This window comes from Winogradskyella psychrotolerans (genome assembly GCF_018860565.1).
In the GTDB taxonomy this organism is placed as follows: domain Bacteria; phylum Bacteroidota; class Bacteroidia; order Flavobacteriales; family Flavobacteriaceae; genus Winogradskyella; species Winogradskyella damuponensis.
The window spans coordinates 96,758-117,198 of sequence record NZ_JAHKPS010000018.1; the positions used below are offsets into that span (position 1 = coordinate 96,758).

Consider the following 20,441-nt stretch of genomic DNA (forward strand, 5'->3'; position numbering starts at 1 on the left):
TAAGTTAATGAAAATGATAAACTAAAATGAAATACTTAATTGTTTCCATAATATACATCGTTGTTTTTGGATGCTTTTGTAATGCTCAAAATAGAAAGGAATGGCTAGAAGATATTGCGTATTATCAAAAGACATTAGAAGAAAAGCATATTAACCTGTATCATACAATTTCAAAAAAGGAATTGAATTCTGAAATTGAAAACTTGAAGCGTAAATTATCTAGCTTAAATGATTTTCAAGTTATAGTTGAACTCATGCGAATTACGCAAAAAGTGGGTGGAGGAAAAGGAGATGGACATACCTCAGTGCCTTTATGGAATAAGGAGCTCACAAGATATCCAATAGAGCTTTTTAATTATGATGGAGATATAAGAGTGATTAGTATTACAAAAGCACATCAACAGTTTCTTGGTAAAAAACTAAAAAGTATTAATGGTATACCTATTGAAGATATTTATAAAAAAGTCTTAAAACTAACACCATTTACCGAAAATAAGTATTCAGCAATGGATAGAACTTGTAGTTATATGCTTGTTTCTGAAATATTAAAAGCATTAAATATCATAACAAATTTAGAACAAACAGCATTTACATTTACAGATGCGCAAGGTATAGATAAGTCCATCAAATTAAAATCATACCATAAAGATGCATTGGCTAGTATTAACTATGAAAAATTAAAATATACACACCCAAATATTACTCCGCCTCAAGATGCAAAGAATAAAAACCTTTGGTTTTCTTCATTAAACGATTCCAAGACTATTTATATAAACTTTAAAGCATATCCTTCAGAAGATGAAATGAATAATTTCTCAAAACAAATTTATCAATTCATCGAAGAAAACAAGTCGGAACATCTCATCATAGATTTACGAGATAATTATGGTGGAGACTTTTTTAAAGGATTAATTCTTACTAGCTATTTAAACACTTGCGACTCTATTAATTGGAATGCTAATGTTTATGTACTAATCAATAGAAAAACATACTCTGCGGCAATGGTAAATGCGATGCAATTTAAACAAATCTTAAATGCCAAACTTGTAGGCGAAACTACAGGCGCAAACCCTAATGGATATCAAGATTTAGGTCAATTTAGTCTTCCAAATTCTAAATTATTAATAACATATTCTAAGCGTCTCTTTCGTTTTCAAGAGCCAAAAAACAAAGGGGTTCAACCAGATATAGCCATTTCTTCAAAATGGACGAATCAAAAAAACAGCATAGATGCAGTTTTAAATTGGGTTTTAAAAGACATTTCTAATGTAGATGTTACAAGAGATTAAGGTCAACATTATTGTAAAGCGTCTTCATTGCATACCATTTCTGTATACGATAAACACAATATAATCACAAATAAAAACCAACTCTTACACCGTAGGGCCGCCTTGTTCTTCAACAACAAAAACACCCCAATCTGCAATAGATTGTACTACAGGCTTTAAGGTCTTACCTAAATCGGTTAAAGAATACTCCACTTTTAAAGGTGGTTTAGGAGTATAAACCTTACGTTTTATAATCCCATCATCCTCTAATGTTTTAAGTTGAAGGCTTAAAGTACGCTCAGTAACTGTTGGCATTTTTTTTCTCAACTCGCTATATCTCAAAGCCTTATCTCTTAGGTGAAATAATATCACGGTTTTCCACTTCCCACCAATAATTCCCATAGTTAAACTGGCGCAACAGGGATATTCTTTTCCTTTAAATTGATACATATAGCGGCTATTAAATTTTAGTTCTTAGACAAAAGTAGAATACTATACTAAGTTATACAACTATATTTTTTATAGTTATTTTAACTTTTCACAAAAAGTCTTGAATACATTGACTTTAACCTTCAAATAGGTGGTTAAATTATATACTATCCTTTTTGACCGTTATTGTCAGGAATATACACTATATATATATTTGTCACTATACTTTTTATAGTATTATATAATCAATTAAAAAAAAGACATACAAATGAATTTAAAAGACATTTTAAACAGGAGATACACAACTAAGGAATACGATGCAACCAAAAAAATATCTGATGCAGATATGGCTGATATCAAAAACTTGTTAAGAATGAGTCCTTCAAGCGTCAACCTACAACCTTGGCACTTTATAGTTGCAGAAACTACAGAAGGCAAAGCACGTATGGCAAAAGGAACACAAGGCTTTTTCAGTTTTAATGAGCCAAAAGTAACCAATGCTTCAGCTGTGGTACTTTTTTGTGCAAAAACTGATGCAGATGATGCATATTACCAACATATTGCAGATACGGAAGATAAAGACGGAAGATTCCCAAATGAAGATATAAAAAACGGATTTCTCGGTGCTGTTAAAGCATTTGCAGGAATTCATAAATACGATTTAAAAGATTTACAACACTGGATGGAGAAGCAAGTATATCTTAATATTGGTAGCTTTTTATTAGGTGTTGCTAGTTTAGGAATTGATGCTACACCAATGGAGGGTATTGATGTGAAAGCTTTAGACGAAGAATTCGGATTAAGAGAAAAAGGATACACATCTTTAGTAGCTGTGTCTTTAGGATATCATGCAGAATCTGATTTTAATTCAACTGATAAAACACCAAAATCTAGATTACCAGTAAGTGAATTATTCACTGAAATATAAATTGAATCAGGTATTAAAATCAGAGTGATGAAAAAAATTATAAAGGTTGTTTTGCTACTAGCAGTAATTGGAGTCAATGCACAAACACCAACAACAGATACTATTAAGTCTGTAAACGAAGTTGTAACAGCTGACGATGTAGAATGGGGTTGGTTGAATCCATTACGAGGCGATAAAAGTCCAGCTGCCGGAAAACTTTGGGGCGACAGAACCAAAAATGAACCTGCTGGATTCCTAGTTAAATTTAAAAAAGGATTTTCTTCACCACCTCACATTCACAACATTACGTATCGTGGTGTAGTCATTAAAGGTTTATTACATAATGATGATGAAAATGCTGAAAAACAATGGTTAACACCAGGCTCTTACTGGCAACAACCTGCTGGCGAAGCGCATATTACTGCTGCTAATGCCGATGATAATTTAGCGTTTTTAGACATTCAAGAAGGGCCTTATTTGGTACAACCAACTTCTGAAGCATTTGATAATGGCGAAAGACCAATTAATGTTGATAAAACCAATTTAGTGTGGTTAAACGCTAGTGATATGGCATGGGTTTCAGAAAAAAGTAATGTAGAAACTGCTTTTTTATGGGGAAGTCACGAAAAAAATCAACTTAGTGCGTCATTAATAAAATTACCTGCCGGATTTAAAGGAAAAATAAAAAACTTAAGTCCAAACTTTAGAGCTGTGGTTATCTCTGGTAAAGTAACCCATCAATTTTCTAAAAAAGATGACGAAAATGTGTTAGAACCAGGTTCTTATTTTGGTGTAGAAGAAGGTGCTTCACCACGTTTGAAAACAGATGTTGAAACGGTTATTTACATCCGTTCTAATGGTGTATTCAAAATAAAATGAAGCTGAAACCTAATGAAATATTTAATTAAAGTTTAGTTTGATTGATTGGTTAATAGCAGAAAAAGCCACCAAATGTAATATGCATTCTGTGTGGCTTTTTCATTTTTAAAAGGTTAAATTAGTTATAATTATGGCAAGAACAATTCTTGAAAATATCGTCATTCAGCAGTACAAAGACCAAACGTTTTTTTCGTTTTGTGAATATACCAACATCCGCTTTTTCGAGATTTTATATTTTGAAAAAGGCAACGGACGCATTAAAATAAACGGGAAAACAGTTAACTATTCATCAAATAGCATTTTTGTATTTGTTCCAGATGATATTTACATCGTTGAAGCCGAAACTGCCACAAGTAGTATTGCTATTAAATTTTTGAAGAGTTTTTTCAGAAATACCAGTTTACATCACCAAGAATTACCAGTAAACGATTGGTTTCGTAAAATTGAAGAAATTTTAAATAGCGAAAGTCATCAATTGCGTGAAATGCAGTTTGAAACAACTTCAGATAGGTCGCATTTAGTGTCTTTAGTAAATATAGTCGCTACCGAATATCTAAATAAACATTCTCACGATATTTTCATCATTCAAAATTCGTTATCAATAATTCTTCATTTAATTGCCCGCAATATTCAGTTTATAAACACATCAGAAGTTAAAGAGATTAAGTCCTCTAAAATTCAGCAAATTATAAATTACATTCATTCTAATATTTATAATACTGAATTATTGACAACCAAAAGTTTAGCCAATGAATTTTACATGGCAGATAATTACATAAGTGAATATTTTAAAAAGCATACCGATGTACCCTTAAAGAAGTACATTATTAACTACAAATTAAAGTTGGTAGAAACACGCTTAAAGTACACAGATGCACAAGATTCAGAAATTGCTTTAGAGCTTGGTTTTACCGATTCTAGTCATTTAAACAAGACGTTTAAAACCTATAAAGGCATCAGTTTAAGTGTCTATAAAGCTGGTTTAGCCTAGTTTTTTATCAGAAACCTTATTTTTTACCAATACCACATTGTTTTTTACCAAAAAATAGCTTCTTATCTGGAATACCTTTGTATTGTAAATAAGAAACAATAAAAAATTTATTATGAAAACAATAGAATATACCAATGCACTGCTAGAAGCTCGTGCTTTAGAAGTGCCATCAAGAGAATTATCATTAAGACGCGACGCATCGGTTTCAAAATTTTGGAATGATAACCGAAAATTATTAGAAGAGGCTTGGGCTGAGTGGGAATTAGAGAACAAAGACAATTTACTATTGCCAAACGAATCTTTACTTGACCCTAAATTACGTAAAGCCATAAACGACGCTTGGGAAAATCCAGAAAAAGAAAATGCTGTAGCCGATTTATGGGAAGAAATTATTCCTGGCGTTTACGAAACACAGTTTTTTGATTTGGAGCGTTTAGCCGATTTTCGTCAGTATTTAGAAGACGTAGTAAATTCTGAAATTCCAAAACGTGCACCTTACGGTATTCAATTAAATCGTTACGGAATGATGCTAGATCCACGATCTGAAGGTCATTTGGCTGCACCAAGCTTTCAAGCATTTTATAACGCTATTATGGACCGTTATATGCGACCAATTTCTCGACTATTATTGGGAACTTACGGTTATGACAATCAAACTTTCGGGTTTTCAATACAGTACAATCCAGATAAAGACAAAGATTTACACGCGCATACCGATGCATCATCAGCAACCTTAAATATCAATACTAATTTACCTGATGAAACATTTACAGGCTCAGTAGTAGATTTTTATGATAAAGCTTCAGGTAAAACCGTGCAAACCAAGTTTGAACCGGGTAAAGCTATAATTCACCGTGGTAATGTCCCGCACGCAACGCACCCAATTATTAGCGGACAACGTAGTAATTTAGTAGTTTGGTTGTATGGTGATAATATGCAAATACCACGTGGAAACACAAGTAGCTACGGAAATATCAGTAGTAGCAGTAGTATTAAAGATGTTGCATTAGAAAATGTTACCGCTCGCCAACGTTGGAGTCTGCCTGATGGGCCAAAAGATACTGTTGCACCATTTTAATTATTAGAATATATTACAAATGAAGATGAACGTCAGTTCGAGTGATTAAAACGATAAGAAATTAAAAATAAAACAAATGTCACCTTGAGCGCAGTCGAAAGGTCTTAATAGTTATCGACTGTGTTCGAACTGACATATTTCAACTAAATAGCACAAAAAAATGAAAACCATATTAATTACAGGAAGTACCGACGGTATCGGGAAACTTACGGCTTTAAAACTAGCCAAAGAAGGACACGATATATACCTTCACGGTAGAAGTGAAGAAAAATTAAATGCAGTCATTAACGAACTAAAAGAAGTTTCAAACAACCCAAACATCAAAGGTTTTGTAGCTGATTTTTCAGATTTGAAAGCAGTAACACAAATGGCTAAAAACATTAAAAATGACGTTAAAAAACTAGATGTTCTTATCAATAATGCTGGTATTTATAAAACGTCATCAAGCAAAACTATAGACGGTTTAGATATAAGAATGGCTGTAAATTATTTGGCGCCATTTATCTTAACAGAAAATATTATTTCCGTTTTAGAAAAAGGATCAGAACCTAGGATTGTAAATTTAAGTTCGGCAGCACAATCTACAGTTCAAAAAGGAGTATTAACAGGCAATGCAACTGTAAACGCCAGTGAAAGCTACGCACAAAGTAAGTTGGCATTAACCATGTGGTCGTTTCATTTTGCGAAACAACACCCCAGTATTACAACCATTGCTGTAAATCCAGGGTCGTTATTAAACACCAAAATGGCTAAAGAAGCCTACGGACAACACTGGTCGCCTGCAGAAAAAGGGGTAGACATTCTTTACGATTTGGCAATGTCAGAACCACATAAAAACCAATCAGGTACATATTTTGACAACGATAAAGGAAGTTATAATAATGCACATCCCGATGCTTATAATGATGATAAAATTAAATTATTACTAACTTTAACCAAAACCATTATAAGCAATTAACGTTTTTAATACCAACCAAAAAAGCTCATGAAAAAAGTACTGATACTTTTTGCACATCCAAAGTTTGAAAAATCGAGAGTTAATGCAACACTTATAAAGCGTTTAACAAGTAAAAATCACGTGACCTTTCATGATTTATATGAAGAATATCCCAACTTTCATATAAACGTGCAGCGCGAACAAGAATTATTACTTCAGCATGATATTGTAATTTGGCACCACCCAATGTATTGGTATAGCTGTCCTGCAATTTTAAAACAGTGGAAAGATTTGGTGTTAGAATTTAATTGGGCCTATGGTCCAAACGGAAAAGTACTTCGAAACAAAACCATTTTTAACGTAATAACCACAGGTGGTTCACGTGAAGTGTATTGTAGCGAAGGTTATAACACCTACACAATTAATGAGTTTTTAAGACCATTTGAACAAACAGCGAATTTATGCGGTATGAATTATTTACCGCCATTTGCCGTCATGGGAACCCATAGTTTATCTAACGACGATTTACTAAATTACGCCAACCAATACGAACAATTAATTGATTTACTTCAAGGCAATTTTAAAGCTACGCAGTTATCCAATTGCTTTTTTCTTAACGATTTAGAAATTTTAACCGCTTAATTATGTCTGGAAGTTTATTATTCGATGCGATTGTTTTTCTTGCTGGTGCCATTATTTGTGTATCAATAGCAAAACGACTAGGATTAAGTTCGGTGATTGGTTATTTATTAGCTGGTGTACTAATTGGTCCTTATGTTTTAGGATTTATTGGAGAAGAAGGTGAGGACATTCTGCATTTTGCAGAGTTTGGTGTTGTAGTGATGTTATTTTTAATCGGATTAGAAATCGAGCCCAAAAACTTCTGGAACATGCGAAAATCTATCCTGGGTATGGGAGGCATTCAAGTCGCATTAACTGTTGGTTTCACCTATGTGTTATTCGCATTTTTAGGATACGAATGGTATGTAGCATTAGCGATAGGTATGGCTGTATCGCTATCATCTACGGCTATTGCGTTGCAAACCATTAAAGAAAAAGGTTTGATGAACACCACCTTTGGTTCAAGTGCTTTTTCAATCTTATTGTTTCAGGATATTATTGTGATATTTATGATTGGTGCATTGCCACTTTTAAGTAATTCCGAAGAACAAGTAAGTAGTACAGAGTTAGAGGCCTCGGCAACTTTAATTGAAACTTTGCCCATAGGCTTACAAACCTTAGCAATTATATTGTCGGTAGTTTTAATTATTGTAACAGGTAGATTTGTGGTGATACCAATGCTTCGAAAAGTGGCTAAAACAGGCGTTAGAGAATTATTAATTGCAGCAGCGTTTTTAATCGTTTTCGGAATTTCATACCTCATGGAATTTGTTGGTTTAAGTCCTGCATTAGGCGCTTTTTTAGGCGGAGTAGTATTATCAACGAGTGAGTTTAAACACGAACTAGAAAGCACTTTAGAACCCTTTAAAAACTTATTATTAGGGCTCTTTTTTATGGCCGTTGGTGCATCTATTAATTTTGTGGTGATTGCGAATAATCCGTTAACTATTGGCGGTATTTTACTCGCCATTATTATCATAAAAGCCTTGGTGTTGTTCATTACCGGTCGCATATTCAAATTGAAATTAGACCAAAATGTATTGCTAACCTTCAGTTTAGCCCAGGTTGGAGAATTTGCTTTTGTATTGCTGTCGTTCGCATTTCAGCTTAATATTTTAGAACAAGAACAAATGGATATGATGCTGGTAGTTACCGCTGTTTCCATGTCCTTAACACCAATTTTGGCTTTGGTAAATGAGCGCTTAATTCTTCCTAGTATTGGCACTAAAGAATCTATTAAACGACCGATGGATCATATTGCGAAATCGCAAAAAGTAATTTTGGTTGGTTTTGGTCATTTTGGTAGTACAGTAGGCCGATTTTTACGTTCTCATGGTGTTGAAGCTACGATTTTGGATTTCGATTCTAACCGTGTAGATTTTCTTCGTAAAATGGGATTTGAAGTGTATTATGGTGATGCCACGCGTGAAGATTTACTAGAATCTGCGGGTATTGCCGAAGCTAAATTATTGATTTGTGCTACCAATAAAGTATCGGTTGCCAAAGCCATTAGTAAAATTGTTAAAGAAAAACACCCACATGTTGAGCTTTTGGTACGTACCAAAAACAGATATGATGCCTATGAATTGTTAAACCTTAATGTAACTCATATTTATCGTGAAACATTAGATACTTCGTTGGCCTTAGCAAGCGATGCCTTACATAAATTAGGCTTTAGAAAATACACACTAAATCGTCAGGTTCAGAATTTTATTAAGTATGATGAGGCAAGTTTAAAACGATTGGCTGCAGAGCCAAAACGAGACGAAGACTATGTATTTATAGCTAGAAAAGAAATAGAACAACAAGAAAAATTACTCGAAAATGATTTTAAACGCGGCATTGTAACTTACGACAATCATTGGGATAGTGAGCATATTAGAAAAGTATTGAAAAATTCTAATACAAAGATGTAACACTAACGAAAACAAATAATAAAAAAAGTAAATCTTATGAATTTAGAACAAAATAAACAAAATGCCATTGCCTTTTATAAAATGGCTTACGGAGGAAATCCTGAAAAAGCCATAGCACTTTATGTAGGTGATACCTATATTCAGCATAACCCGGCAGTTGCAGATGGCACACAAGGATTTATTGATTATTTTGAGCGTATGCAAACAGAATTCCCTAATAAGTCCATAAACTTTGTACGCAGCATTGCCCAAGGAGATTTAGTCGCCTTGCACACCCATCAAATTTGGCCTGATGATGATCAATATATCACCATGGATTTTTTCAGATTTGATGAGAACGGAAAAATAGTTGAACATTGGGACGCTATCCAACAGATTCCTAAAACAGCAGCGAATGAAAACACGATGTATTAAGTTTTAAAATGTTTTATTTTTGGAGAAACTAATCGGTGCAAACGATTCTAATAAAACAAGCCGTTTTGTAAATCTTATTTTTGTAATAAGCATAGAAATAGTATATTCGAAAAAGGAATGATACACCATCTTAAATTACGCTCTGTCCCATGAAAAAAGAAAGCCTGCCGAATTCAAAACACGGTTTTAACCAATCAAAAAAAGATAAAATCATTGAAAGACAGCTGCGGTTTCAAGACTTATTAATTAGTGTATCTACAACCTATATCAATTCAGACTTATCGGATATCGATAAACTCATCAAAGAATCATTACAACAAATTGGAGAGTTTGTAGAGTGCGATCGCAGTTATATTTTCAATTACGATTTTATAAACAATACCACTTCCAATACTTATGAGTGGTGTGCTAAAGGCATAGAGCCAGAAATAAAAAACCTACAAAACATTCCTATAGATTATATCCCTCAATGGATAGCAGCGCATAAAAACGGAGAGGCTTTTTACGTAGAAGATGTCAGTGAGCTACCAAATGATGGTGAAATGGGCTTACGTGCTGTTTTAGAACCACAAGGCATTAAGAGTTTAATCACCATTCCAAAAATTAAAAACAACGAATTAATTGGATTTATAGGCTTCGATGCGGTTAAAAAAATAAACAAGTACACCGAAAACGAAAAAGATATCCTCTTTGTTTTTGCTAATATGCTGGTTAACGTGATTCAAAGAAAGGAATATGAAGAACGTATCAAAGCTCAGAAAAAGAAAAAAGAAGAACTTCTTCAAAGTTTATACCTTCAAAACGAAGAACTCAACGAATATGCACATGTGGTGTCGCACGACTTAAAAGCTCCACTCATCAATATTCACACCTTAATCGGCTGGTTTATGGAAGATCATAAAAATACCTTAAACGAAACCGATCTTAAACCATTACATCAAGTCTTATTTAACGTCGAGAAAATGGATTTTCTCATCAAAGGTATTTTAGATTATTCCACCATTGATAAATTAGAGGCAGAAGACAAACAAGTCAATTTTAATACACTTGTCGATGAGGTCTTACAAACACTTCTCGTACCAGATCATATTAGCATCACCGTACAAGACAACCTACCAAGTATTTTCGGGAATCCTTGGCGCTTTAAGCAGGTCTTTCAAAACCTCATTCAAAATGCTATTAACTATAGCGATAAAGACAAAGGCCTTATTGAAGTCGGCTACACAGAGCATAACAATCATTACGAATTCTTTATCAAAGACAACGGAGTGGGCATTAAACCTGAGTACTTCGAAAGAATCTTTAAAGTCTTTACCAAATTAGAAAGCACCAGTTCCTCATCTGGTATCGGACTCTCCATTGTAAAAAAAATCATTACCTATTACAAAGGCAATATCTGGTTAGAAAGCCAAGAAGGTAGTGGTACGACGTTCTATTTTACCTTGTTGAAGGCCTAATCCCTATCAAAATCCAAATGCCAATTCTAATGTTTCTTAATATGAACTAAAACACAGAATTAAGAAATGTATCCCAAACCATAGTCATACAATCTCCCTCATTTTTTTTCCTAAAAAAATGTTATTTATAAAACAAGGTTGAATTTTAGGCGTTATCATTACAACATCATAACCTTATCAATCAATCATCCATGCCAACTAAACCACTATCTCTTTTGTTATGCTTAATAATATCATTTGCAAAAGCCCAAAACAATCAAACAAACACCACGTCATCAGAAACTATCAAAGGTACCGTTGTAGATAAAACCGATGGCACTCCATTACCTTATGCTTATTTAAAAATAGATAAAGTAGGTTTAGGTACTGTAACAGAAGGTGATGGTAAATTTCAAATCACCATTCCCAAAAGATACGATACCTACACCATTAGCATCAGCTACTTAGGCTTTGAAGATTTAAAACTTAACATCTCAGATTTTAAGGCCCTTAATGGCACCACCTTTAATATGACGCCAGAATCTGTCTCTCTAGATGAAGTCTTTGTAGAAGAGAAAAAAGAGAAACTGCCTAGCGCCAAGGCTTTACTTAGAAAAGTGATTAAAAACATACCCTCTAATTACTCCAATGCTCCAAGCCTCGTTACAGGTTACTACCGAGAAACCATGAAAGAAAATGGGGTATACATCAAATACACTGATGCTGTTTGTGAGTATTACGAAGCTCCATACCGTAAAAAGAAATACAAATGGAGAGACTACCAAAGTCCTTACGACTTTTCCGCAAGTGTGGGCACCTTTAGTTTCGATGCTAGCTCTTTACATCGCCTTCACTTTCATTATCAAACCTTAAAAGAAGAGCAGGTCAACATTATAGATTCTAGATCTAGTGCTAGTTTGAGCAAACGCGATTTTAACGGTAATATTGAAGGTGGTCCTTTAGGGTTATTCGGCCGAAATCGCGTGAAATACCAAGAGAGTTTTTTAGGTAAAAAAGCAACACGCGATTTCAACTACACCATTTCTGAAGAACTAGACGACTCAGGCAATTGGGTATATGTCTTAGAATTTCAGACCAAAACCACTAAAGACGAACTTGATGATTTAGCGTCTCCAAACCCAAGAAATAGAAAACAATGGCGCAAGGCCAATAACCGTAAACTACTCAAAGGTAAAATCTATATCAATCCAGAAAATTACGCTGTGGTTCGTTACGAGTGTATGGTGCCTAACCAACTTAAAGAATACTTCTGCGGCTACAAATACAACCATGTCAAGCATTTTGATTACAAACTCGATGTACGCTTCAAGAAAAAAGGTGCAAAATATTACATTGATAATATGCGACATGAAGACGAATTCATCTATAAAGACAGCACCAACCAAACCACAACTTATTATTCGGCAATATCCGAATTTAAGACGTCTAAAATCAACACCACCAAAGTCAAGAAATTCCCAAGAGAAGACAATTTCGCCAATACCATGTCTAATCACTTATACGAGTTTCCATTAGACTACGATACGGCATACTGGCAAAATTACACCCTCAAGAATCCAGTAGCCATCATCGATACCATTATTAGAAAGGATATGGAATTCGAAAAACCTTTAGAACAACAATTTAGAGATAAACACATTCGTAATGATTCAATGCCACAGCCTAAAGCTGATATCATAAGCTCTAGTTTTAAAATCCATGGCGAAACCTATACCGATAATTACGCTTGGCTAAAAGATACCAAAGCTCCACAACATAATAAAGCCGTTATGGAATATCTGCGCCAAGAAAACAAATACACCGAAAACTATAACATTCCGCTCAAAAAAGCACAACGTATTATTTACAAAAATTTGGTACAAACTGTCGAGAAAAATACCAGTTCACTACCTGTTGAAAAAAATGGTTACAGCTATTACAGCAGCTACACCGAAGATGACGAATATCCCGTCTATTACAGAAAAAGTATCGACAAAGATACCCTTACAGAAGTCTTATTAGATGTCAATGCAATGGGTAAAGAGAAAGACTACTATACCGCAAGTCTCGGTTCTGTAAGTCCCAACAACCAATTCATCACCGTTTATGAAAACACCACAGGTACAGATGCCTACATGCTCAAAATAAAAGACCTTAGCAACAAAACGTTTTTAAACGATTCTATTAATAGCGTAGGTGGCACCGTTTGGTTAGATAACACCTCTTTTTTATATGTAGATGTAGAAAAAGGCACCTACCGTTCATCTCAAGTAAAACGCCACATCTTAGGCACCAATCCAAATACCGATGCCATCATCTACGTAGAAAAAGATCCAAAATTTAGTGTCTCTATCGCTAAATCAAAATCTAAAGACTATATTTTCTTAAACACATCAAGTAGCACCTCTTCCGAAAATTGGTATCTAAAAACAGATAACCCAATGGGCGAATTTAAAATCATTCGTCCACGCGAAAAGAATCATATCTATGCCATAGCACATCATAAGAACCTATTCTATATCCTCACCAATAAAAACGCGCTCAACTATAAAATAGCCACTGTGCCTGTTAATGACGTCGAATCTGGAACATGGACCGATATCATACCGCATCAAAAAGGCGTACTGATTCAGAATTTTGCGGTCTTCGATAAGTATGTCGTCATTAATGAAAAAGAAAACGCACAAGCACGACTCAAAATCATTGATCAAACCACACAAAAAAGCCATATTATTAAATTCAAAGAAGACTTTTACAACATTGGTATGGGTTATAATCCAGAGTTTGCCACAGATAGTTTACAGTTTACATACAGTTCCTTTGAAACGCCAGCAACCACCTATAAATACCACATGGCCACCAAAAAGAAACGCCTGGTAAAACAACACAGCAAACCCCTTACGCATCCGTATTACAAATATGTGGTAGAACGCAAATGGGTAACCGCTAAAGACGGACAACTAATTCCCTTAACGCTCATCAGACACAAATGGCGAACCAACAAAGGAAAAAACCACAAAGTCTACCTCACGTCGTATGGTTCTTATGGTTCTGGACAAGGTATTCCTGGTGGCGCATCCGTTCATCATTTGGTTAACGCAGGTTACGTCTATGCCATTGCACATGTTAGAGGTGGCAATGATAAGGGGAACGAATGGTACGAAGATGGTAAACTATTCAATAAGAAAAATACCTTTACCGATTTTATAGCCTGTGCAGACTACCTCATTGCAGAAAATTATGCCGCCAAAGGTAGCATAGTAGCCCAAGGTGGAAGCGCAGGCGGTTTACTCATGGGAGCCGTAATTAATGAGCGACCAGAACTTTTTAATACTGTTATCTTAGACGTCCCCTTTGTAGATGTCATTAACACCATGTTAGATGAAAACCTACCGCTTACCGTTGGCGAATTTGAAGAATGGGGTAACCCAAAAGACAAAAAAACTTACCAATACATCAAGTCTTACAGTCCTTATGATAACGTCAAAGCACAAGACTATCCTAATCTGCTATTCTTCACCGGACTCAACGATACCAGAGTAGGGTATTGGGAACCTGCTAAAATGGTCGCTAAACTAAGAGCAATAAAAACCGATGATAACATCCTCTTACTAAAAACTGATTTTGCAAATGGTCATGGTGGTGGATCCGGACGCTTTGCAGGTTTTAGAGATAGTGCTTATAAATTAGCTTTGATTTTTGAATTAGATCGTTTAAGACGCGCTGAGTAAGTTAAAGGTGCCGAAGCCTTAAAACTAATTCATCCATAATAAATCACAGTTCAGTAAGTAAGTCCCTATGTAATGCTAACCTAAATTACAATATATTTGTTTTTTTATAACAATCTAAACATGTGTCTAGTGTAGTAAATTTCAAAATTATAGAAGACACCACTATAACGGCATTTAGACCAAACTAAAAATACAGTATTAAGGTAAACATTAATCACAAGATTTCTATTTTAAATAATCGATTTTTATACCTCTTCAATTTGTTTATAGCCCTATTTTTCTTTTATTTCTAAACTTAGTTAATGATCTGCGCAACAATCTTTGGATCCCATAGTTCTAAAGTTTTAATTTTATACATTTGTGTGATTAATTCAACACTTTGATTAACGAGAAATCTATTGCTGTCCTACCTTTTGTCAATATGAGTAATGATATTGATAACGAATCTTTCTGTGATGGTATTACTGAAGAAATAATTAATGCCTTATCAAAAATAAAAGGCTTAAAGGTTATTGCAAGACGGTCTTCGTTTGCGTTTAAAAATAAAAATATTGATGTTCGACATATAGGCAATCAATTAGGTGTGGCTACTGTTTTAGAAGGAAGCGTTAGAAAATCAAACAATAGCATTCGCATAACAGGCCAATTGATAGATACAAAATACGGTACACAATATTGGTATAAAAAATTCGATAGAGAATTAATAGATATCTTCGAATTGGAAGATGTAGTGAGTCTTGCCATAGCAGATGAAGTCCGAAACAATTTTGGGCATTTTGAAGTGCAGGACCATTTAATTAAGCAACCAACAAATAATGTCGAGGCTTATCAATTATTTTTAAAAGGGCGTTCATTGCAATTAAAATGGACACCTGAAAGTCTAAATCAAGCAATATCATACTATAATCAAGCTATTAACTTAGATAAAAATTACGCTAAAGCTTATTATGCCAATTTACAATGCTATGGGTTATTGGCCATTTGGGGTTATATGCCTTACCAAGAAGCTATGGATTTAGCTGTTGGCAATCTGTTAATAGCCAAAGAAATAGAAACAGCACTACCCGAATATCCGTTATCTTTTGTAGGGAAGTTTCTTTGGGGTGAATGGGATTTTAAAAATGCATATATACATATAGAAAAAGCTTTAGATATTAATCCTAATTATATTGATGGATTAGAAGCTATGACAGAGCTTTCTATAGCGCTTGGCTTTTTTGATAAGGCTTTAACGTATGCAAACAAATTATTAGAAGTAGATCCGCTATCCGCAAATAATCATTACACATTAGCTAGCATTTACTACTACCAACGTAAGTTTAAAAAAGCATTAGAAAATGTAAACTACGCTCTAACACTTAATACTGATTTAGCATTAGCGCATCATTTGAAATGTTTCTGTTTAATATGGCTAAACAGAAGTCAACAGTTTCAATATTGTATTCAGGATACTACCTTAAAAGAGGAGAAAAATTTATTATTTCAACTTATCAACAATAAGGATGTTGAAGTTCCGGAACAAATGATGACAAAATGGTCACAATTTCAAAACGAAAAAACGATGCCAGTACCCTATGATGTGTTTATTTTAAGCAATTCAAGTTATATAGACCAAGGGTTTACACGTTTAAAAGAAATGATTGAGCAAAGACGTGGGCAAGTGATAAACTATAGGCAAGAACCTTTTTTACAACCCTTACATAATACCAAAGCATTTTCAGAGCTACACAAGTCCAATTTGTCCATTGAAGACGTTAATTACCATCAAATAGACGAAGAAAAACCATCGTCAATCATTTTAGATGCTCAACAAATAGAAACGCTTAAAGAGGAATTGTGTTCTTATTTTGAAGAGGACGAACCTTTCTTAAATCCGCAATTGAGTTTAAAATTCGTGGCTGATGTGTTTGAATTAAATACCAATAAAATGTCCTACGCAATTAATAAAGCTTTTCATCTTAATTTTAATGACTTTGTGAATTCGTATCGCTTAAATTATTTTAAATCATTAGCCATAGACCCAAAAAATTCGCATATAACTATTCTTGGCTTAGCTTATGACAGTGGTTTTAATTCTAAAAGTGTATTTAACACCTACTTCAAAAAAACAGAGGGCATTACACCTAGTAAATGGGTGAAATCTAATACTAAATAAAGAAAAGTCATAGGTCTTTTATCTCAGTAAAACTCGCTAAATTAATTTTTAGACGCTTTCCCCTTTCTTAATATTTAGATTTAAAAATTATTTTATTCCTATACGCTACTAGAGTTAGCCTAACAAATTGAAAATTCAAAAAGTTTTCATTTTAATACTTGAATTGGTTCGAGATTATAATTTCGGACGTTTACAGTCTTCTTATACCTCAAATTTGCACCATCAAATAATTATAAATCAATTAAAATGAAAACAATCAAAAAACAAATTTTATCAATACTGGCTTGTGTAGCCTTTGCATTAGTATCTGGTATGGCATACGCACAAAATACAAATTCAGAAACCACAACCCAAAGAAAAGGATTCATATTTGAATTTGTAGTTGGAGGAGGCATTATCAGTATAGAAGATAGTGCTGGTATTCAAACCTTTGACAAATCTCAGGGAACCTTTGTTTTTCCAGATCTAAAGTTTGGCTATATGTTAAACGAAAGACTTGCTATTACTGCCTCTTTGCCAGGAAATATCTACGAATTTCAGGATAATGACAGAAATTTTGGAGCGTTTATTCCGTCTTTACAATATTGGGTAAAAGACCGTTGGTGGATTCATGGCGGAATTGGTTTAGCCATAGATTCGCCTGCACTATATGATATTAAAGACGATGTCAATGACGATTGGAACTTTGGTTGTGCTGTTATGGCAAGTACAGGTTACGAGATTTATAAAAAGAAAAATTTCGCACTTAATGTTCAGTCTAAGTTAGTTTTGGGTCGTACGTCTTTAGATGGAGATGCCCATAGAGATGCAGTAATTTTTAATGTAGGGTTAGGATTTAGCTGGTTATAAGATTGAATTTATAAATTCACTTAAATCTAAAATTATTATCATGAAAAAAACTTTAATAACCTTGTTTTTTTTGTGGACTAACATTAATCGCGAAATGTCAAAATACAAGTGTAGAAAAATCAATATTCGGATTACAAACTGGAGTTTTAGGAATCTGGGCATATAATGAAGCAAAACTATCAAATACCATAGCACTGAGAACAGAACATGGTTTTTAATTTTGGTATTTGGGAATCTACTTTTTATGATGATTATGATTCACCAAAATGCTAAGTCAAAAAGCAGAATACCAATGTAAACTTGTTAAACCCTGCAATAAATAGGTGATCTGTCTTTTATATTAATTACAAAACATTAAACGGTATAAATTTGTCTATTAATATAAAAATGAATCATCATGAACTAGTTATGCCCAAGATTTTACACGACAGACTGATAGTTTAAAAAATAAAAGATGCTGATGCCTGCATTATAAAAATATTATGCAGCCTTATCACAAAAACCCTCAAAAGATACGTCCTATGAGATATTGATTCAAGTTACGCTCTTTTATGAACTGCTCAAGCTCGGGACTCTGCATTTGTTCATTTAGTAATTGCGCTCAAAAAATAATACTACCTTAAAAGCTCTCTCTATGACTCAAAATTTTTAAGTAAATGTGTAATATTTCTAATATTATGACACTATCCATTAAAAACAGAAAGAGCTAAAGTCTAATTTAGAAATAGTAACATCAATTAAAACAATCAAAAAGAACACTCATGAAATCAATTAAAATGAAAAAAATCAAACAAACTTTAATAAAAATGGCTTGTGTAGCCTTTGCATTAGTGTCTGGTATAGCATACGCACAAAACACAAATTCAGAAACCACAACCCAAAGAAAAGGATTCATATTTGAATTTGTAGTTGGAGGAGGCATTATCAGTATAGAAGATAGTGCTGGTATTCAAACCTTTGACAAATCTCAGGGAACCTTTGTTTTTCCAGATCTAAAGTTTGGCTATATGTTAAACGAAAGACTCGCTATTACTGCCTCTTTGCCAGGAAACATTTATGAATTTCAGGATAATGACAGACATTTCGGAGGTTTTATTCCATCGTTACAATATTGGGTAAAAGACCGTTGGTGGATTCATGGCGGAATTGGTTTAGCCATAGATTCGCCTGCACTATATGATATTAAAGACGATGTCAATGACGATTGGAACTTTGGTTGCGCTGTTATGGCAAGTACAGGTTACGAGATTTATAAAAAGAAAAATTTCGCACTTAATGTTCAGTCTAAATTAGTTTTAGGTCGTACGTCTTTAGATGGAGATGCCCATAGAGATGCAGTAATTTTTAATGTAGGGTTAGGGCTTAGCTGGTTATAATGAATACCACAAATCATCATTTAAAATCTGTTATGGAGCCTTATGAATTCTATATTTTTTAGGGTACCACAAGCGAAAATTTATAAAAAAATCAAAAATGAGATATCTTTTATCATTGTGTTTAGTATTGCTGCTCAATTGCACGAATAAGACCAATTTTAAAGAGTTATCGTCACTACAAACGTGGTTTGGGTAGGTATAATTATTACAGCAATATGTTTTGGTGTAATCCACTTACCATTATCAAAAAACTTTTCAAATCTCACTTTTGTAACTTTTAGCGCTACTATAGTTGGCAATCTTATTACAGAATCTTTCTTTGGTTGGGTATATTGGAGACGTGGTTTATTAGTTGCTATAATTGTTCATGTTGTTTGGGATTGGGTTTTTCATGTGGTTGGCTCACCATATTTATAGAAATTGTGTCCGCTTATAAAACACAAACCTTTATTAATTTAATTAAAATCAACTTTGCTAAAAATACAATAATTATGAAAGCAGCAATTTATACAAAATACGGTTCGCCAGAGGTTATTCAGATAATTGATGTTGAAATTCCCACACCCAAACCCAATGAGGTTTTAATAAAAATTAAAGCCTCTTCTGTAACTAGAGCAGATACAATGATGCGCCAAGGTATACCGAAATTTGGTAGATTGTTTTTAGGTTTATTTAAGCCCAAAAACACAGCTTTAGGAACTGGTTTTTCAGGTGTTGTAAAAGCTATAGGTTCGCAAATCACAAAATTTAAAGTAGGTGATGAAGTTTTTGGAGAAAAACTATTTAGTACTGGTAGTAATTCGGATTTCCTATGTATGAGCGAAAATGAACTTCTAGAAAATAAACCAAAGAATATTTCTCATATAGAAGCAGCACCAATTTGTGATGGTTTTTTAACCTCATATAACTTCTTAAAGGAGCATGCCAAACTTAAAAAAGGTCAGCATGTTTTAATTAATGGAGCTTCTGGTAGTTTAGGTTCAGCTGCAGTACAATTGGCAAAAATAATGGGTGCAAAAGTTACAGGTGTTTGCAGCACTAAAAATATTGATTTTGTACTATCGTTAGGTGCAGACGAGGTATTAGATTATACTATAATAAAAGTGAATGAGCTGCAAAGTAAATATGATGTAGTATACGATACTGTTGGTAAGCTTTCTTATAGCAACACTAAAAATGTATTAAAAGCAAATGGTATTTTTATGACACCTGTATTACGTGTTGGAGTACTATGGCAAATGTTACGGCATCCAAAAAAAGTAAAGTTTGAGGCTACTGGTATAAAGAAGACCGAAGATTTAAAACGTTTATTAAACGATTTAGTAAATTTCTTTAAACAAGGAAAATTGCATACACATATCGACAAAAAATATCACCTTATGGATATGAGATATGCACATCAACATCTTGATACAGGTCGTAAAGTAGGTAATGTAGTTATCATCAATCCATAA

Annotated in this window: 17 protein-coding genes; 16 read left to right on the forward strand and 1 reads right to left on the reverse strand. The window is 33.8% G+C overall.

Going from position 1 to position 20,441, the window contains the following annotated elements; translation table 11 throughout:
• Window positions 1-26 precede the first annotated feature (26 nt).
• Window positions 27-1,289: a S41 family peptidase gene (locus KO504_RS07015; RefSeq protein ID WP_215925624.1), complete on the forward strand. Its 1,263-nt coding sequence runs from the start codon at window positions 27-29 to the stop codon at window positions 1,287-1,289.
• An 84-nt stretch (window positions 1,290-1,373) separates the two neighbouring features.
• Here the strand turns inward: KO504_RS07015 and KO504_RS07020 are convergent, their stop codons facing one another.
• Window positions 1,374-1,718, reverse strand: a complete 345-nt coding sequence (locus KO504_RS07020) for a winged helix-turn-helix transcriptional regulator (RefSeq protein ID WP_215925625.1) — start codon at window positions 1,716-1,718, stop codon at window positions 1,374-1,376.
• Between the two features lie 247 nt (window positions 1,719-1,965).
• On the opposite strand from KO504_RS07020, the gene nfsB reads away from it, so the two are divergent.
• From nfsB to KO504_RS07095, 15 genes are all read left to right on the forward strand, one after another.
• Window positions 1,966-2,625 carry an oxygen-insensitive NAD(P)H nitroreductase gene (gene nfsB / locus KO504_RS07025; protein WP_215925626.1) on the forward strand — a complete coding sequence of 220 codons (660 nt, stop codon included), beginning with the start codon at window positions 1,966-1,968 and terminating at the stop codon, window positions 2,623-2,625.
• 27 nt (window positions 2,626-2,652) lie between these two features.
• Window positions 2,653-3,483 carry a DUF4437 domain-containing protein gene (locus KO504_RS07030; RefSeq protein WP_215925627.1) on the forward strand — a complete coding sequence of 277 codons (831 nt, stop codon included), beginning with the start codon at window positions 2,653-2,655 and terminating at the stop codon, window positions 3,481-3,483.
• A 130-nt stretch (window positions 3,484-3,613) separates the two neighbouring features.
• Window positions 3,614-4,474 (forward strand): AraC family transcriptional regulator, encoded by an 861-nt coding sequence (locus KO504_RS07035; protein WP_215925628.1) that lies wholly within the window; start codon window positions 3,614-3,616, stop codon window positions 4,472-4,474.
• A 112-nt stretch (window positions 4,475-4,586) separates the two neighbouring features.
• Window positions 4,587-5,552 carry a 2OG-Fe(II) oxygenase gene (locus KO504_RS07040; RefSeq protein WP_215925629.1) on the forward strand — a complete coding sequence of 322 codons (966 nt, stop codon included), beginning with the start codon at window positions 4,587-4,589 and terminating at the stop codon, window positions 5,550-5,552.
• A 160-nt stretch (window positions 5,553-5,712) separates the two neighbouring features.
• Window positions 5,713-6,510, forward strand: coding sequence for an SDR family NAD(P)-dependent oxidoreductase (locus KO504_RS07045; protein WP_215925630.1), 798 nt, complete (start codon window positions 5,713-5,715; stop codon window positions 6,508-6,510).
• A 27-nt stretch (window positions 6,511-6,537) separates the two neighbouring features.
• Complete coding sequence (locus tag KO504_RS07050) at window positions 6,538-7,131, forward strand: NAD(P)H-dependent oxidoreductase (protein WP_215925631.1); 594 nt, start codon at window positions 6,538-6,540, stop codon at window positions 7,129-7,131.
• A 2-nt stretch (window positions 7,132-7,133) separates the two neighbouring features.
• A complete protein-coding gene (locus KO504_RS07055; RefSeq protein WP_215925632.1) occupies window positions 7,134-9,026 on the forward strand; it encodes a monovalent cation:proton antiporter-2 (CPA2) family protein in 1,893 nt (630 codons plus the stop codon).
• A gap of 36 nt (window positions 9,027-9,062) precedes the next feature.
• Entirely contained in the window at window positions 9,063-9,440 is a 378-nt protein-coding gene (locus tag KO504_RS07060) for a nuclear transport factor 2 family protein (RefSeq protein ID WP_215925633.1), read from the forward strand.
• Between the two features lie 149 nt (window positions 9,441-9,589).
• Window positions 9,590-10,897, forward strand: coding sequence for a GAF domain-containing sensor histidine kinase (locus tag KO504_RS07065; protein ID WP_215925634.1), 1,308 nt, complete (start codon window positions 9,590-9,592; stop codon window positions 10,895-10,897).
• 191 nt (window positions 10,898-11,088) lie between these two features.
• Complete coding sequence (locus KO504_RS07070; protein ID WP_215925635.1) at window positions 11,089-14,607, forward strand: prolyl oligopeptidase family serine peptidase; 3,519 nt, start codon at window positions 11,089-11,091, stop codon at window positions 14,605-14,607.
• 379 nt (window positions 14,608-14,986) lie between these two features.
• Window positions 14,987-16,762 (forward strand): helix-turn-helix domain-containing protein, encoded by a 1,776-nt coding sequence (locus KO504_RS07075; protein ID WP_252723635.1) that lies wholly within the window; start codon window positions 14,987-14,989, stop codon window positions 16,760-16,762.
• A gap of 246 nt (window positions 16,763-17,008) precedes the next feature.
• The gene (locus KO504_RS07080) at window positions 17,009-17,611 is read left to right on the forward strand and encodes a hypothetical protein (protein WP_215925636.1); all 603 of its coding nucleotides are present in this window, start codon (window positions 17,009-17,011) and stop codon (window positions 17,609-17,611) included.
• 776 nt (window positions 17,612-18,387) lie between these two features.
• Complete coding sequence (locus KO504_RS07085) at window positions 18,388-18,987, forward strand: hypothetical protein (RefSeq protein ID WP_252723636.1); 600 nt, start codon at window positions 18,388-18,390, stop codon at window positions 18,985-18,987.
• Window positions 18,988-19,170: 183 nt separating this feature from the next.
• Window positions 19,171-19,404 carry a CPBP family glutamic-type intramembrane protease gene (locus KO504_RS07090; protein ID WP_215925638.1) on the forward strand — a complete coding sequence of 78 codons (234 nt, stop codon included), beginning with the start codon at window positions 19,171-19,173 and terminating at the stop codon, window positions 19,402-19,404.
• Window positions 19,405-19,478: 74 nt separating this feature from the next.
• Window positions 19,479-20,441, forward strand: coding sequence for an NAD(P)-dependent alcohol dehydrogenase (locus KO504_RS07095; protein WP_215925639.1), 963 nt, complete (start codon window positions 19,479-19,481; stop codon window positions 20,439-20,441).

Bases quoted from the DNA above. Each gene is read 5' to 3' on its own strand.
- KO504_RS07015 (WP_215925624.1), top strand. From the start codon at position 27: ATGAAATACTTAATTGTTTCCATAATATACATCGTTGTTTTTGGATGC.
- KO504_RS07020 (WP_215925625.1), bottom strand. From the start codon at position 1,718: ATGTATCAATTTAAAGGAAAAGAATATCCCTGTTGCGCCAGTTTAACT.
- nfsB (WP_215925626.1), top strand. From the start codon at position 1,966: ATGAATTTAAAAGACATTTTAAACAGGAGATACACAACTAAGGAATAC.
- KO504_RS07030 (WP_215925627.1), top strand. From the start codon at position 2,653: ATGAAAAAAATTATAAAGGTTGTTTTGCTACTAGCAGTAATTGGAGTC.
- KO504_RS07035 (WP_215925628.1), top strand. From the start codon at position 3,614: ATGGCAAGAACAATTCTTGAAAATATCGTCATTCAGCAGTACAAAGAC.
- KO504_RS07040 (WP_215925629.1), top strand. From the start codon at position 4,587: ATGAAAACAATAGAATATACCAATGCACTGCTAGAAGCTCGTGCTTTA.
- KO504_RS07045 (WP_215925630.1), top strand. From the start codon at position 5,713: ATGAAAACCATATTAATTACAGGAAGTACCGACGGTATCGGGAAACTT.
- KO504_RS07050 (WP_215925631.1), top strand. From the start codon at position 6,538: ATGAAAAAAGTACTGATACTTTTTGCACATCCAAAGTTTGAAAAATCG.
- KO504_RS07055 (WP_215925632.1), top strand. From the start codon at position 7,134: ATGTCTGGAAGTTTATTATTCGATGCGATTGTTTTTCTTGCTGGTGCC.
- KO504_RS07060 (WP_215925633.1), top strand. From the start codon at position 9,063: ATGAATTTAGAACAAAATAAACAAAATGCCATTGCCTTTTATAAAATG.
- KO504_RS07065 (WP_215925634.1), top strand. From the start codon at position 9,590: ATGAAAAAAGAAAGCCTGCCGAATTCAAAACACGGTTTTAACCAATCA.
- KO504_RS07070 (WP_215925635.1), top strand. From the start codon at position 11,089: ATGCCAACTAAACCACTATCTCTTTTGTTATGCTTAATAATATCATTT.
- KO504_RS07080 (WP_215925636.1), top strand. From the start codon at position 17,009: ATGAAAACAATCAAAAAACAAATTTTATCAATACTGGCTTGTGTAGCC.
- KO504_RS07085 (WP_252723636.1), top strand. From the start codon at position 18,388: ATGAAAAAAATCAAACAAACTTTAATAAAAATGGCTTGTGTAGCCTTT.
- KO504_RS07095 (WP_215925639.1), top strand. From the start codon at position 19,479: ATGAAAGCAGCAATTTATACAAAATACGGTTCGCCAGAGGTTATTCAG.